This window comes from Negadavirga shengliensis, assembly GCF_042652345.1.
In the GTDB taxonomy this organism is placed as follows: Bacteria; Bacteroidota; Bacteroidia; order Cytophagales; family Cyclobacteriaceae; genus Negadavirga; species Negadavirga shengliensis.
In genome coordinates, this window is record NZ_JBHSJJ010000007.1 from 203039 (window position 1) to 216867 (window position 13829).

Genomic DNA, 13829 nt, shown 5'->3' on the forward strand with positions numbered 1-13829 from the left:
GTAGTTTTGATTTTATAAAGAATGACAAATATATGGTTTATTTAATAAGAGATGTTATATCCCATTTTGAATCCGTTGCCCCTGCTGCTTATCAAGAGTCATATGACAATTCCGGGCTCATTGTGGGAAATGCAGGCGCTGAGGTAAAAGGAATCCTATGCTGTCTGGATGTCACGGAAGAAGTGATACTTGAAGCCAAAGAAAAAGGCTGTAACCTGGTCGTCGCCCACCATCCTATTGTGTTTAAGGGACTGAAAAGCCTTACGGGCAAGTCATATGTGGAAAGGACGGTTATCCTCGCCATCAAAAACGACATTGCCATCTATGCCATTCACACCAATCTGGATCATGTAGGCACCGGAGTGAACCGGAAAATCTCTGAAAAGATAGGGCTTATTAATCCCAGAATACTTGCTCCAAAGTCCGGTTTGTTGATGAAACTGACGACATTCGTGCCTCTGAAAGATACGGACACCGTACTGAATTCTCTATATCAATCTGGCGCCGGCTCGATTGGCAATTACGCCCACTGCAGCTTTAAGGTGGCCGGAGAGGGCACCTTTTTACCGCTCGAAGGGGCCGAGCCCTATCTCGGCAATGCAGGAACGGAAGAAAGGGTAAAAGAAAACAGGGTTGAGGTGGTCTTTCCCGCTTATTTAAAAAATCAGGTGATTGAAGCCCTACAAACGTCCCATCCGTATGAGGAGGTGGCTTATTATCTTCATATATTGGAAAATGAAAACCAGGAAATTGGCGCCGGTATGGTAGGCGAGTTGCCAGAAGAGATGGAAGAGATGGCATTTCTCCGCCACCTGAAAAAAAGCATGGACCTACAGGTCATCAAACATACCCGGCTGACCGGTAAAAGAATCAGCAGGGTAGCCCTATGTGGCGGGGCCGGGTTCTTCTTATTGAAAGATGCCAAAAAAGCCGGAGCTGGTGTATTTATCACTTCAGATATCAAGTACCATGAATTTTTCGATGCTGAAAACCAGCTCATTATTGCAGACATCGGACACTACGAAAGTGAAATTTACACAAAAGAATTGTTAAAAGATATTTTGTTACAAAAATTTAGTAATATTGCACTCTATTTGACAAATGTAGTTACGAATCCCATAAGTTACCTTTAGTACATGGAAAGTCCCGTTGCACAGAAACTAGAAGCCATCCTCACCTTACAAAACATTGATTCCCGTTTAGATGCCATTTTTAAAGTCAGGGGAGCCCTCCCCGAAGAAGTGCAGGATTTGGAAGATGAAATAGTGGGATACGAAACCAGATTAAATAAATTCAATACAGACATCACTTCTCTGGAAGAAGAAATAAAAAAACATAAAGAGGCCATCAAAGAATCTGAGAAACTTATCAAGAAGTACCAGGATCAGCAGATGAATGTCAGAAACAACAGGGAGTATGACGCCATTACCAAAGAACTGGAACTTCAAGACCTGGAGATACAGGTTTCGAAGAAAAAAATAGCCGAGGCTCAGGTCAGGATAGAAGAAAAGGGAAAAGACATTGATGAACTTAAAGACGTTCTGAAAGACCGACAAAAAGATCTGGACCAAAAAAAGGAGGAACTTGGAACCATCGTTTCAGAAAGCGAGGCGGAAGAGAGCAAACTTCAGTCTGACCGCGAAAAGGCCACCAAAAAAGTGGAAGACCGGTTGCTGAAATCCTACAATAAAATCAGGCAGAATGCCAAAAACGGCTTGGCTGTGGTACTGGTAAAAAGAGGGGCCTGCGGCGGATGTTTCAATGTGGTCCCGCCACAGCGGCAAGCTGAAATCCGCGAGCGTAAAAAAATCATCGTTTGTGAGCACTGCGGAAGAATCCTTGCGGGTGTGGAAGATGAGTCGGAAGAGGAAAGCGCACCGAAAAGAAAAAGAAGCAGGGCTTGATCCCTATCTTCATAGATTGTCAAACTGAACCGGGAAAAATTCCCGGTTTTTTTTTCCTTCTTTTAATCTGGAATCATTTTTGATTTGTATATTTAAAATGTATATATTTCGGATCAATGAGAAGGGCTTTGGTTTCCATAATGATCTTGCTTTTTTCCTTTTTTTCTTTTGCAAAAGAAAAAAAGGAAAAAACTTTTCTTATCATTTTTCATAGCGAAGAACTGAAACAATACAATTCAAGTGCCGCCCATGTTGAACTCAGCTTCTTGGACAGTTTTGAGACCCGCTCCTATTCCGGGAATTCAGAAACGGCCCTGCTTATCACCGTTCCTTTTATCGACTGGTCCATTTGTGAGATGGGAAATGCATTGGTGATCGTGGGCGATGACCGGTTAGTGCCTCTGTCAGAGGTGGCTTTCCGAATCATTGATTTAGAAGAAAGTCAGGAAAACTTCCGTGCGCTCCTTTCTTCCACAGAAGACCAAAAAAGCAAGAAAAGGGTCAGCAACACGATCAGATTATCTTTGTAAGCTCTTCTTTTATCAGAACAGGGGTAGGCCTGTATGCATCCATGCGAAATGTTCTGTCCGCATATTGCGTGAGCTCATAGCAGCAAAGGTTTTCATGTTTGAACACATCCATATACCTTAGCTCATAATTCAACAGAACACTCATCAGTATCCGGATGGCCCTTCCATGCATGCAGACCAGTATTTTGCTTCCTCCGTTATCCACGATGTGGTCGAAAGCCTTTCTCAACCGGATGGCTACGTCCAAAGGTGATTCCCCCCCATCAATTTTATGGTCCAGTTCACCGGAAGCCCATTTTTTGAGCATATTGTGGTAATATTCATTTTCTTGATGATCCATCGGCAAGCCCTCGTATTTGCCCCATGAGATCTCATTTAGCTCCGGAATACTTTCATGAGGAACCTTCCCGTTGATAAAACGCTCTATGGATTGGCGGGTCCTTATCAGTCCCGAATAATAAATCCTGTCAAAAGGTATGTGTTTGTATTCTTCGTAAAATGCTGCTGCTTGTTTTTGGCCATTTTCGTTGATCGGAGCATCAATGCCACTTCCCTGTACCACTCCTTTAAGATTGTAATCAGTTTGGCCATGACGGACCACATAGATTTTTTTACTGCCCAAGATTCCTTATTTTTGGTTTCGATTTTCAAATAAAAAAATTTTATTCCACATATAAACATGATATTTAAGAAAAGTCCTGACCTGGATTTTTTAAATCGTATGGCTGAGGACACCATGTCCTCTTATTTGGGTATCAACTTTACCGGTATAGGCGAAGATTACCTGGAGGCTGAAATGCCGGTCACCTCTAAAACCAGACAGCCCATGGGGCTGCTACACGGGGGAGCCAACGTGGTTCTCGCCGAAACCTTGGGCAGTGTGGCAGGAAATCTGGCTCTGGAAGACGACGACCATTATATCGTAGGGCTGGAAATCAATGCCAATCACATCAGATCCGTAAAATCGGGTAAAGTCAAAGGCATTGCAAAACCTGTTCATTTAGGCAGAAAAACCCAGATATGGGAAATAAAAATCCATGATGAAACAGGCAAGCTGACTTGTATCAGCCGCATCACTTTGGCGGTATTGGAAAAGTAAAGAAAATGGACGCAGCAATAGAAAAGACACTCCTTACGAAAGAACAATACCTTGAGGTGGTAATTTACAAGGCGTTGACAGAAAACCATCAAATCGCGGTATGGAGAAAACCAAAACAGAACCTGGTTGAGGTGATTATTGACAGTCAGCCTGAAACCCAACAGGTTAATCCGGATCTTGAAAACCTGCCTGCCGGCTTTTTGATCCACCCTTTTCTCGGAAAAAAAGACGGAAAATCCTATTTTATTCAAGCGGAGTCTTATTTTAGCTTTCTTCTGAATGATGAAACTCCTTTCGAAGAAGAACAGGCTTTTGGAAACACTCCCGCTTCCCGGCCGGAGGGCTTTAAAGATATCCTTAGAAAAAAGCTCATGGAAAAAAATCCCTCCCGGCGGGATTTGGTCTCTACTCCTAAAGAGGATTTTCTGAAAATGGTGGAAGAGGCAGTGGCTGTCATTAACTCCGGCAATATGTATAAAGTAGTGCCGGCCAGAATAAAAAAAATGACCTTGGGAGCGACCTTCGATATTGCCCTTACTTTTTTAAAGTTGTGTGAGGCCTACCCCAATGCCTTCGTGAATTTTTTTCACACCTCCGAATCGGGTTCCTGGTTTGGGGCAAGTCCTGAAACGCTTATTGAAACCAAGGGAGATCTTTTTTACACCATGTCGCTGGCAGGGACCCAGCAGGCGACGGGTAATAACCCCCTAAAAACAGCGGCCTGGACACAAAAAGAAATAGAAGAACAGGCTCTGGTCAGCCGTTATATTGTGAATTGTTTTAAAAAAATCAGGTTAAGGGAATACGAGGAAATCGGTCCCAAAACCACGATAGCCGGCGGTCTGCTGCACCTCAAATCGGATTTTCGGGTAGACATGAAAGCCACCAATTTCCCCCAGCTGGGCTCAGTGATGCTTGAACTCCTCCACCCTACCTCTGCCGTGTGCGGTATGCCCAAAGAAAGTGCGCTGGAATTTATTCAAAAGCATGAAAAATTCGACCGTTCTTTTTTCTCGGGATATATCGGTCCGGTAAACATTGGAGAGGAAACTTCCATTTTTGTCAACCTCCGTTGTGCACAGCTCCAGGGCGGAGACATTCTGTTGTATGCGGGAGCAGGCGTTACGGAAGACTCTGTACCCGAAAAGGAATGGAAAGAAACAGAAATGAAATGCGATATCATCGGAAAATTCATCAATTCAACTGACTCGGTTTGATCTTAGCTCATATCACCCATATTGCGGATATCTGCGCAAAAAGCGGTATCAAGGAAGCCATTCTATCTCCAGGGTCCCGCTGCGCTCCCATTTCCCTCGCTTTTATAAGGCACCCTGACATCCATTGCAGGACCGTTTCTGATGAAAGATCAGCGGCTTTTATTGCTTTGGGAATGGCGCAGCAACTTGAAAAACCGGTCGTCCTGATCTGTACCAGTGGTTCGGCGGCGTTGAATTATGCCCCTGCTGTTGCCGAAGCTTTTTTCCAACAGATCCCTCTCCTGATATTGACCGCTGACAGACCTGCCGAATGGATAGACCAGTGGGACGGCCAGACCATTCGACAGGAGCAGCTGTACGGCAAACACGTAAAAGGAAGCCTGATGTTTCCTGATGAGGGAAGCATCAAAGAAAAAATCTGGCATGCCAGGCGGCTTATCAACGAGGCCCTGGTGTTGTCAAAAACCTTCCCCATGGGCCCTGTACATGTCAACATACCTGTCAGAGAGCCGTTTTATCCCCTGCCCGAAGAAGAATTTACTTTCCCGATGGACGGCCAGGTTCTGGAAACGATCCCCGTCCAGCACCACCTTAAAGAAGAGGTCCTGATCAAACTCAAGTCCAAGCTGGAAAGTTATCAAAAAATAATGGTGGTCCCGGGTCAGCAACGCCCCAACCCCCAGGTACAAAAACTGCTGGATGAACTGGTGCGCGGTCACAAGGCTGTAGTAATTGCCGATGCCATCAGTAACCTGCAGTCCAGCAGTACGGTGACGCACCATGATCTGATTTTGCAAAATCCTGCTTCTTCGGAAATACTCGAGCCCGACCTGGTGATAAGTTTTGGTAAGTCCATTATTTCCAAAGCGCTGAAGTTGTTTTTAAGAAATGCAGAAGTATCCCATTGGCATATACAGCCACAAGGATATGTTCCGGACAGTTTCCAGCATCTGACCAAAATCATCCCTACTTCACCCGATTATTTTCTGGAGTTCCTTCTGAAAAACGGTCCCGAAATCCATCCCCCCTTTGAAAAGAGCTGGGGGGACAACGAACGGAAAGTCCGGAAAGTACTGCCGGAAATTCTGGAAAACACTGCTTTTGGCGAATTCAAGGCTTTATACAAAATCCGCCCTTTCATTCCCAAAATCTCCAAAATCCATTTAGCCAACAGCATGCCTGTGCGTTATGTGAATTTCCTTGGTCTCGGAGACGGAGGGCAGGAAATTATCTGCAACCGCGGCACCAGCGGGATTGACGGGTCCAACAGCGCCGCGGTGGGATGCACATTTACCACCAAAGAACCGGTCACGTTGATTACGGGAGACATGGCTTTCTTTTATGACAGAAATGCTTTCTGGCACAAATACAACATGGCTAATCTACGGGTGATTGTGCTCAACAACCACGGAGGCGGTATATTCCGGCTTATTGAAGGGCCATCCAAGCTTCCCGAACTGGATGAATATTTTGAAACCCAGCAACGGCTGGAAGCGGATCTCTTGGCGCAAGAGGCCGGATTTGATTACCTCCGGTTAGATCAGGAAAACAACCTTCCGGAGGTATTGGATAACTTTTATCACAAATCCGTCCGCCCTAAAATTCTGGAGATCATCTCTTCCAGTGTAGAGAACGCGACCGTTCTGCAGGAGGTTAAGAAAGCTGTAAAACAGCTGCTTTCCAAATAAGCCGTCGCAGAAAACAGTGATTCAAATCTTAAGTGGAAAAGAAAAATATCATTTGTTTTTTATAACTTTAAGGAATCGATACCTGTTATGGAACCACATAAAGCATAAAGGATTCAGTCATGAAGTCAAAATTCACCAAAAAAGAGACCGCTCCGCTGGAGAATATAGAGGAATGGGAAGATGATCTGTTGGTCCGTTACCCCAAGCCCAAGTCCGAGCAGGCCAAAAGCAAAGAGGACTACAGGAATTATCATGATTCCGAAAGGGTGGATACCGTCAGGGAATTTTACAGACTCAACCACCAATACCAAACCTATGATTTTGTGGTGGAGAAACAAAAAGAATTTCTCGCCTTTGATAAAAAGGAAATGGCTTTCTGGGATGCCATCGATTATTTGAACACCCTGGTGGATGATTCCGATCCGGACATCAACCTGGACCAACTCCAACATCTTTTACAAACCTCCGAAGCGATCCGGGCCGATGGCCATCCCGATTGGTTTGTGCTGACAGGCTTTATCCATGATATGGGCAAGGTGCTTTGCCTTTTCGGAGAGCCCCAATGGGCCGTGGTGGGCGACACCTTTCCGGTAGGCTGCAGGCATTCCGATAAAATCGTTTATCCTGAGTTCTTTGGGGCCAACCCCGACCATCACGATGAAAGATACAATACCGAATACGGGATATATGAACCCAATTGCGGTCTTGACAATGTTAAGATGTCCTGGGGGCATGACGAATACCTTTACCAAATGATGAAGGATTACCTCCCTGAACCTGCCCTGTACATGATCAGATATCATTCCTTTTATGCCCAGCACAGGGAAGGTGCTTATGATCATTTGCTCAATGACCATGACAAGGAGATGTTCAAGTGGGTGGACAAATTCAATCCCTACGATTTGTACTCCAAAGTCCCCGTGCCGCCTGATGCCAAAAAACTCAGGCCTTACTACGAAGACCTGGTGGCCAAATACCTCCCCGATACATTAAAGTTCTAAAAACTGTTTTAATGCGCCCCTAAATAACCATCAACTTTTGTTTCCCGGCATGTTCCTGCATGGCCGGCCGGGAGACCACCTATACTTCTTATATGCTGACCGTAATCACCTTTGTAGGCTTTACACTTTTTGTTGCTTTTTTTTCCTGGTATAAGTTAAGAAAAGACGATGTCAGTTCCCGGGAAGGATATTTCCTAGGTGGTCGTACGCTCACCGGCGGCGTGATCGCGGGATCCATGATTTTGACCAACATCTCCACAGAACACCTTATCGGCATGAACGGATCCGCCTACAAAAACGGCATGATCATCATCGCCTGGGAGGTTACCTCTGCCATTGCCCTGGTCATAGCAGCATTGTATTTTTTGCCCATTTATCTTAGGATGGGTTTGACGACCATTCCCCAATATCTGGAAAGAAGATATGACAACACCACCAAGACGTTAGTAGCCTTTTTGCTCATGGTTTCTTTTGTGGTGACCCTGCTCCCCATCGTACTGTACACGGGCGCCATCAATCTGGAAAGTGTTTTCAAAGTCTCCGAAGTCCTGCAGGTAAGCCGTGGAGAAGGGATATGGCTGACGGTCATCACCATAGGGGTGATCGGTTCGGTGTATGCGATATTCGGCGGGCTAAAAGCGGTGGCGTTTTCAGATTCCATCAATGCTATCGGATTGGTGATAGGGGGATTGATGGTGCCTGTCTTCGCTTTGTGGGACATAGGCGATGGCAACCTTTTGCTGGGCATGAGAAAGGTGTATGAATATGCCCCCGAAAAATTCAACGTCATCGGGGAAGAGGACTCTGTATTGCCTTTCAGCACCCTTTTTACCGGCCTTATGATCAACCAGCTTTATTTCTGGGGAATGAACCAGACCATCATCCAAAGGGCCTTCGGTGCCAAAAACATGGCCGAGGCCCAAAAAGGGCTGCTTTTTACCGGCATTTTCAAAATACTGATCCCTTTGATCATTGTGCTGCCAGGGATCATCGCCTTTTATTATTTTGGGGATCAATTTTATGATGATCAGGATTTTATATACCCGGTATTGCTGTCAAGGGTACTACCACTGGGCCTTACCGGCTTTTTTGCGGCGGTGGTCCTGGGAGCCATCTTAAGCACTTTTAACAGTGTGCTGAATTCCGCTGCCACCATTTTCAGCTTGGATATCTACAAAAAGTTCACCCGTTCCGTTCCCTCTGACCGGAAACTGGTGAGGGTGGGACGGTTGAGTTCGGTGGTGTTGGCCATAACGGCCATTCTCATCGCTCCTCTAGTGGGCAATGCGCCTGAGGGCCTGTACCAGCTGATGCAGCAGTTGAACGGCATCTTCTTTATTCCCATTGCCTCCATACTGGTGGCCGGTTTCTTCATCCCCAAAATCTCTGCCACCGGTGCCAAGGTAGGCTTGATCACGGGGCTATCTTTCTATCTCCTTACCAGCTTTGTGTTGGAAGTCAACCTGCATTTTATCCATATATGGGGTATTGAATTCCTTCTGAATCTGGGCTTGATGTATATGGTAAGTCTAAAATATCCTTCCACATCCAGCTTTTTGAGCCATACAAAAAGTCCATTGGACATGAAAGAATGGAAATATGCAAAACCACTTTCCCTGGTTTTGTGCCTTATTACCCTTCTGATTTACTATTGGTTAGGGAGGTAAGCATTTGGGGAAAATCCCGGTGTGTAGATTTTCCATGCGAAATTTGGAGGTCGTGCCTTGCACTTGTCGAATCCCGCTTGGAAAAACAAAGTGTGAAACCGGCTTCAAGTTTTCTTCAAAAATTCCTGTTAAATTGAAATATGAAAATTCTTCTGATAGAAGACAATTCGGAATTGACGGGTAATGTCCAGGATTTTCTGCACAAAGAGGGGGTTATCTGTGAAGCGGTCCAAACCAGTTTTGATGCTCAGGATAAGCTTCTAGCCTACGAGTACGATTGTGTGGTTTTGGATATTATGCTTCCCGACGGAAGTGGATTGGATATTTTGCGGTTTATAAAGTCCCAAAAGATAAGTGCCAGTGTAATCATCATTTCCGCCAAAGACTCCCTTGAAGATAAAATTACGGGTCTGGATTGGGGAGCCGATGATTATTTAACCAAACCATTCTACCTCTCAGAGCTCTATGCCAGATTAAAAGCCCTATACAGAAGGAATAATTTAAAAGGAAACGACTTGTTGGAAGTCGGTAGTTTGCAGGTGGACACCTGCACCCTGCAGGTATTTGCAGCTGGCATGCTGGTAGACCTGACCCGAAAGGAATTCGATTTGTTGGTCTTTCTGATCACCAACAAAAACAGGGTTCTCAGCCGGCAGGCAATTGCCCAGCATTTATGGGGTGATTACATAGACGACTTGGCCAACTTTGATTTTGTGTACCAACACATAAAAAACCTGCGTAAAAAAATCACTTTGACCGGAAACAGGGATCCCATACAGACCGTGTACGGGATCGGTTATAAATTCTCAGATCAGTACTCATGAAACTTATCAACATCATCACTTTCTCGTATCTGGTCATCTCGGTGGTGGTTCTCTTGATAGGTGGCTTGTTGATATTTAAAAAGCTGGAGGCCGAAATAGATTTTGAGCTGGGAAAGGAATTGGAGCGCCAACTGGACCGGTATGCCGAAAAAATAGCGTCCGGAGACCCTGCGTACCCTTCAATAGGGGACCGGCTGGAAGTGAAAGAACTGCCGGCTACCGCGGCCATCATGGATCTGTATGTCCGGGATACCGTTGCCTGGCACCAGCCTTTGGAACAAATGGAACGTCAGTTAAAAGCGAGCAGGTCTTATAAGATTAACGGAAAACACTATTACCTTGCCACCTACAACACCGTCATCGAAACCAATGACATCACTGAGACAGTAGTGCAGACCATGTTGATCATTTTTCTGTTGCTTTTGGTGTTTACGGTGCTGGCCGCAAGGCTGATAAGCCGAAAAATCCTCAATCCTTTTTATAGAAGCTTGGAAATGATCCGTTCTTTCTCTTTCAAGAAGGATACTCCCCTGGTTTTTCCTCCCACCAAAACCGAAGAATTCACGCGACTGAATGGCTTTTTGGAAAAAATGTCTGTGAAATTATTAAAGGATTACCGTGTAATGAAGGAATTTTCAGAAAATCTGTCCCATGAAATCCAGACGCCGGTGGCGGTGGTAAGGGGCAAACTGGAGTTGCTCCTGGACACAGCTTTGACTGATCAACAAGTACAACTGATCACCTCGGCATATCGTGCAAACGACAAAATCACCCGGACAGTCCACTCCTTGTCTGTTTTGGCCAAATTGGAAAACCTGGAATTTGAAGCCGTTAAAGAAGTTTGCCTGTCTGAAAAAATGGAACAGATTCTTGATGAATTCAATGAATTGATCCTCATCAAGGGTATCGGTTTGGAAAAAAGGATTGAAGGGAATGTTAAAATCGTTACTGACCCTTATTTGGCGGAGATGTTACTGAACAATCTGGTGGTAAATGCCATTAAGCACAATGTGCCACAGGGAAATATCAGGGTCGAATTGACAGATAAGATGCTTGTCATCAGCAATACCGGCAAGCAGCCCACCGTACCCGTAACCTCCTACTTTGAACGGTTTAAAAAAGAGGGAAACGAAAGTGAATCCATCGGTTTGGGCCTGGCCATTGTCAAACAGATCTGTCAAATAAACGGGTTTGACATCAACTATCAGTTCTTAGGAAACCGCCACGTGGTCACCGTCGGGTTTTGACAGGAATCCCAAGGAGCCCCGCGGGCGAATTTTACAGGATTTTGCTGTTGTTTTTTGCGGAGAACCAAACAAAAACCATGACAAAATCCCATCAATTGAACCCAGGTTTTTGTGTCAATTGATTCCTCTGATCGTCAAACTTCAAAATTAGCTCAGAATTTTGGACGTTCTTTGTCGCAAAGGATAAAGTTCAATGATACCCAAGCCGCTTTTATTTTTATTGGTTCTCTCGTGTTTCTCTCTCCTGGGTAAGAGCTGGGGACAGGACGGAGATAGGGGGTTTACTATCCGGGGCCAAGTCAAGGATAGAACCTCGGGTTCTCCCCTCCCCTACACACAAATCGCCTTGTTTGCTCCCGGCCAATCTTCACCTTTGACATTCTCGGATGCAGATGAAACAGGAAATTTCTCCCTCAGTGCACCGGAAGGCAGCTATATGATACGTTTCTATCTGTTAGGTTATGAGAAAAAAGAAATCGGAAATCTCGTCGTAAAAGAAAACATCCACCTGGGTGAAGTCAAACTCGCCAATGAAAACCAGGAACTGGAAGAGGTCATCATCGAATCCGACCGGGTGATGATGAGGACTGATGTGGAAGGCCTCACCATTAACCCCAGCCGGAACCTTTCCAACATAGGGGGCACCCTTCTGGATATTTTACGAAACACGCCCTCCGTCAGGGTGGGGGATGACGGCTCCATATCGCTAAGGGGAAGCTCAGGGACCAACGTGTTGATCAACGGCAGGAATTCTTCGCTGACGCAAAACCTTGATCAGATTCCCGCAAGTGCCATTGAGCAAATCCGCATCATCAACAACCCCAACGCCAGATACGATGCCGAAGCCGAAGGGGGGATCATAGATATTGTTCTGAAAAAAGGCGACGATCTGGGTACCCATTGGGGACTGGAAGCATTATATGGTACCAGAGGCAGAATGAATATAGGGGCCAGGATGAACCATAGAACCATGAAATTCAATGTGTATGGCGGTTACAATTTTCGCCGGTGGAGGGATGTAGGCGTAAGAACAGTACAGCGTGAAATTTTTGCCGATGAGGAGGGTTTGGATCAACGTACGCGCAGCACAAGAGAAAATCCGGATCACACCTTTAATTATGGGGCTGATTATTATTTTGGTAAAAACACCCTGAGCTATGAGGGGATTTTCAGCAAAAGTATTGACGATCAGGTCAACACGCTGTATTCCCGGCTTACCCAGACAGGATCGGACCGCCTTTTAATGGAATACGTCAGGAGAAACAATGAAATGGAGACTGATGATGGGATTGAAAATGCCTTGATCTATGAAAGGTCATTTGATGACAAGGAAAGGTCCTTCAAACTCGTGGCCAGCCATTCGTACCGCAACCAGTTTAAAACACAGCATATCGATATATTCAGAAATGCCGCCGTACCGGACCCTGAATTGCTGAACGGTCAGGAGAGGGCGTATACTGATGAAGTGAGAAATATTTCCGTCATCCAAATGGATTATGTCCATCCTTTAAAGGATGGGATGAAATTGGAAACGGGATTAAAGTCCAACCTCCGGGATTTTGACAATGATTATATTTTTTCCCGTTTTAATGAATCCTCCCGGCAATTCGAAGAAGATCCCGCTGTCAGCAACAGGTTTGATTATAAAGACAGGATACATGCGGCTTATTTTATCATGTCCAGGTCAGGGGACAAATTCGATATTATGCTTGGCCTGAGGGGAGAATACACCTTGGTGGACACCTATTTGTACAATACCGAAGAAAGAAATACCCAGAAATACTTTAATTTGTTCCCAAGCCTTCAATCACTGTACCATTTGGATGATGTCCAGTCACTTAAGCTGACTTACAGTAGGAGAATTGACCGGCCCACTGCCTGGCGGCTCAATCCTTTTCCTGATATTACGGACTCGCTGAATGTACGGAGAGGAAATCCCCGTCTTCAACCGGAAATGATTCATTCACTGGAGTTTGGACACTTGCTGGAAAAGGAAAAGTCCAGTTTAACCACCAACCTGTTTTACCGCCACGTAAGTGGTCAACTTGATTTCATTACCGTAATTGAAGATGGGATTTCCTATTCCCAGCCAGAGAATCTCAACAGCGCCGAGTCATATGGGGTCGAAGTAATTGGCCTGGTGGACCCTGCTCCGTGGTGGACCGTGTCGGGAAGTTTTACGGGTTTCCGGATCAATGTGGACGGTTCCAACCTCGGGGAGGAATTCAAAAACAACGGCTTCTCCTGGAACACCAAACTGACCACCGACTTTATGTTACCCTACGCGTTCAATCTTCAATTCATCTTCAATTATGAATCCCAGGAAATAGAGGCCCAGGGTCGTGATCTTTCCCAGTACTATACAGATGCCAGCCTTCAAAAAAATTTATTTAACAAAAAATTAAACCTTTTGGTGAGCGTGAGGGATATCTTTGATACCAGGCGGTTTGCAGGCAACAGTGTGACCAACACCTTTAGGCAGGATTTTTATTCCAAGAGAGAGACCCGTATCGTTTTATTGAGCGCTAAATATAATTTTTGATCAAAACCGATCCCTTGTTCCCATTCAAAAATTGTCGGCACTTTGTCGTACGTAGAGGCCGAAACCGGTTCATGCATGACGGGCCGGACAGGAGGTCCGGTCCAAACAGG

12 protein-coding genes are annotated in these 13829 nt (G+C 45.3%); 11 read left to right on the plus strand and 1 reads right to left on the minus strand.

From position 1 onward, the window contains the following. The first annotated feature begins 32 nt into the window (after positions 1 to 32). From ACFPFU_RS13915 to ACFPFU_RS13925, 3 genes are all read left to right on the plus strand, one after another. Positions 33 to 1133, plus strand: a complete 1101-nt coding sequence (locus tag ACFPFU_RS13915; RefSeq protein ID WP_377065370.1) for a Nif3-like dinuclear metal center hexameric protein — start codon at positions 33 to 35, stop codon at positions 1131 to 1133. A 3-nt stretch (positions 1134 to 1136) separates the two neighbouring features. Next, positions 1137 to 1904 (plus strand): zinc ribbon domain-containing protein, encoded by a 768-nt coding sequence (locus tag ACFPFU_RS13920; protein WP_377065371.1) that lies wholly within the window; start codon positions 1137 to 1139, stop codon positions 1902 to 1904. A 116-nt stretch (positions 1905 to 2020) separates the two neighbouring features. Beyond that, on the plus strand, positions 2021 to 2434 hold the full coding sequence (locus ACFPFU_RS13925; RefSeq protein WP_377065372.1) for a hypothetical protein: 414 nt from the start codon (positions 2021 to 2023) through the stop codon (positions 2432 to 2434). Here ACFPFU_RS13925 and ACFPFU_RS13930 read toward each other — a convergent pair. After that, complete coding sequence (locus tag ACFPFU_RS13930; RefSeq protein WP_377065373.1) at positions 2418 to 3056, minus strand: histidine phosphatase family protein; 639 nt, start codon at positions 3054 to 3056, stop codon at positions 2418 to 2420. The genes ACFPFU_RS13925 and ACFPFU_RS13930 overlap by 17 nt on opposite strands. A gap of 57 nt (positions 3057 to 3113) precedes the next feature. On the opposite strand from ACFPFU_RS13930, the gene ACFPFU_RS13935 reads away from it, so the two are divergent. The 8 genes from ACFPFU_RS13935 to ACFPFU_RS13970 all read left to right on the plus strand — a co-directional run bounded on the left by ACFPFU_RS13935 (position 3114) and on the right by ACFPFU_RS13970 (position 13719). Continuing rightward, positions 3114 to 3533, plus strand: coding sequence for a hotdog fold thioesterase (locus tag ACFPFU_RS13935; RefSeq protein ID WP_377065374.1), 420 nt, complete (start codon positions 3114 to 3116; stop codon positions 3531 to 3533). Positions 3534 to 3538: 5 nt separating this feature from the next. Then, on the plus strand, positions 3539 to 4750 hold the full coding sequence (locus ACFPFU_RS13940) for a chorismate-binding protein (protein WP_377065375.1): 1212 nt from the start codon (positions 3539 to 3541) through the stop codon (positions 4748 to 4750). Further along, positions 4747 to 6438 carry a 2-succinyl-5-enolpyruvyl-6-hydroxy-3-cyclohexene-1-carboxylic-acid synthase gene (gene menD / locus ACFPFU_RS13945; protein WP_377065376.1) on the plus strand — a complete coding sequence of 564 codons (1692 nt, stop codon included), beginning with the start codon at positions 4747 to 4749 and terminating at the stop codon, positions 6436 to 6438. Before ACFPFU_RS13940 ends, menD begins: the two co-directional genes overlap by 4 nt. Before the next feature lie 119 nt (positions 6439 to 6557). Next, positions 6558 to 7439, plus strand: a complete 882-nt coding sequence (locus ACFPFU_RS13950) for an inositol oxygenase family protein (protein ID WP_377065377.1) — start codon at positions 6558 to 6560, stop codon at positions 7437 to 7439. A 92-nt stretch (positions 7440 to 7531) separates the two neighbouring features. Next, positions 7532 to 9106: a solute:sodium symporter family transporter gene (locus tag ACFPFU_RS13955; RefSeq protein WP_377065378.1), complete on the plus strand. Its 1575-nt coding sequence runs from the start codon at positions 7532 to 7534 to the stop codon at positions 9104 to 9106. A gap of 140 nt (positions 9107 to 9246) precedes the next feature. Continuing rightward, positions 9247 to 9930 (plus strand): response regulator transcription factor, encoded by a 684-nt coding sequence (locus ACFPFU_RS13960; protein WP_377065379.1) that lies wholly within the window; start codon positions 9247 to 9249, stop codon positions 9928 to 9930. Then, positions 9927 to 11177, plus strand: a complete 1251-nt coding sequence (locus ACFPFU_RS13965) for a sensor histidine kinase (protein WP_377065380.1) — start codon at positions 9927 to 9929, stop codon at positions 11175 to 11177. The genes ACFPFU_RS13960 and ACFPFU_RS13965 overlap by 4 nt, the downstream gene beginning before the upstream one ends. 193 nt (positions 11178 to 11370) lie before the next feature. Beyond that, positions 11371 to 13719: a TonB-dependent receptor gene (locus ACFPFU_RS13970; protein WP_377065381.1), complete on the plus strand. Its 2349-nt coding sequence runs from the start codon at positions 11371 to 11373 to the stop codon at positions 13717 to 13719. Positions 13720 to 13829 lie beyond the last annotated feature (110 nt).

What these genes read in the sequence shown, in the direction of transcription:
- ACFPFU_RS13915 (WP_377065370.1), top strand. Translation starts at nt 33, where the DNA reads ATGGTTTATTTAATAAGAGATGTTATATCCCATTTTGAATCCGTTGCC.
- ACFPFU_RS13920 (WP_377065371.1), top strand. Translation starts at nt 1,137, where the DNA reads ATGGAAAGTCCCGTTGCACAGAAACTAGAAGCCATCCTCACCTTACAA.
- ACFPFU_RS13925 (WP_377065372.1), top strand. Translation starts at nt 2,021, where the DNA reads ATGAGAAGGGCTTTGGTTTCCATAATGATCTTGCTTTTTTCCTTTTTT.
- ACFPFU_RS13935 (WP_377065374.1), top strand. Translation starts at nt 3,114, where the DNA reads ATGATATTTAAGAAAAGTCCTGACCTGGATTTTTTAAATCGTATGGCT.
- ACFPFU_RS13940 (WP_377065375.1), top strand. Translation starts at nt 3,539, where the DNA reads ATGGACGCAGCAATAGAAAAGACACTCCTTACGAAAGAACAATACCTT.
- ACFPFU_RS13950 (WP_377065377.1), top strand. Translation starts at nt 6,558, where the DNA reads ATGAAGTCAAAATTCACCAAAAAAGAGACCGCTCCGCTGGAGAATATA.
- ACFPFU_RS13955 (WP_377065378.1), top strand. Translation starts at nt 7,532, where the DNA reads ATGCTGACCGTAATCACCTTTGTAGGCTTTACACTTTTTGTTGCTTTT.
- ACFPFU_RS13960 (WP_377065379.1), top strand. Translation starts at nt 9,247, where the DNA reads ATGAAAATTCTTCTGATAGAAGACAATTCGGAATTGACGGGTAATGTC.
- ACFPFU_RS13965 (WP_377065380.1), top strand. Translation starts at nt 9,927, where the DNA reads ATGAAACTTATCAACATCATCACTTTCTCGTATCTGGTCATCTCGGTG.
- ACFPFU_RS13970 (WP_377065381.1), top strand. Translation starts at nt 11,371, where the DNA reads ATGATACCCAAGCCGCTTTTATTTTTATTGGTTCTCTCGTGTTTCTCT.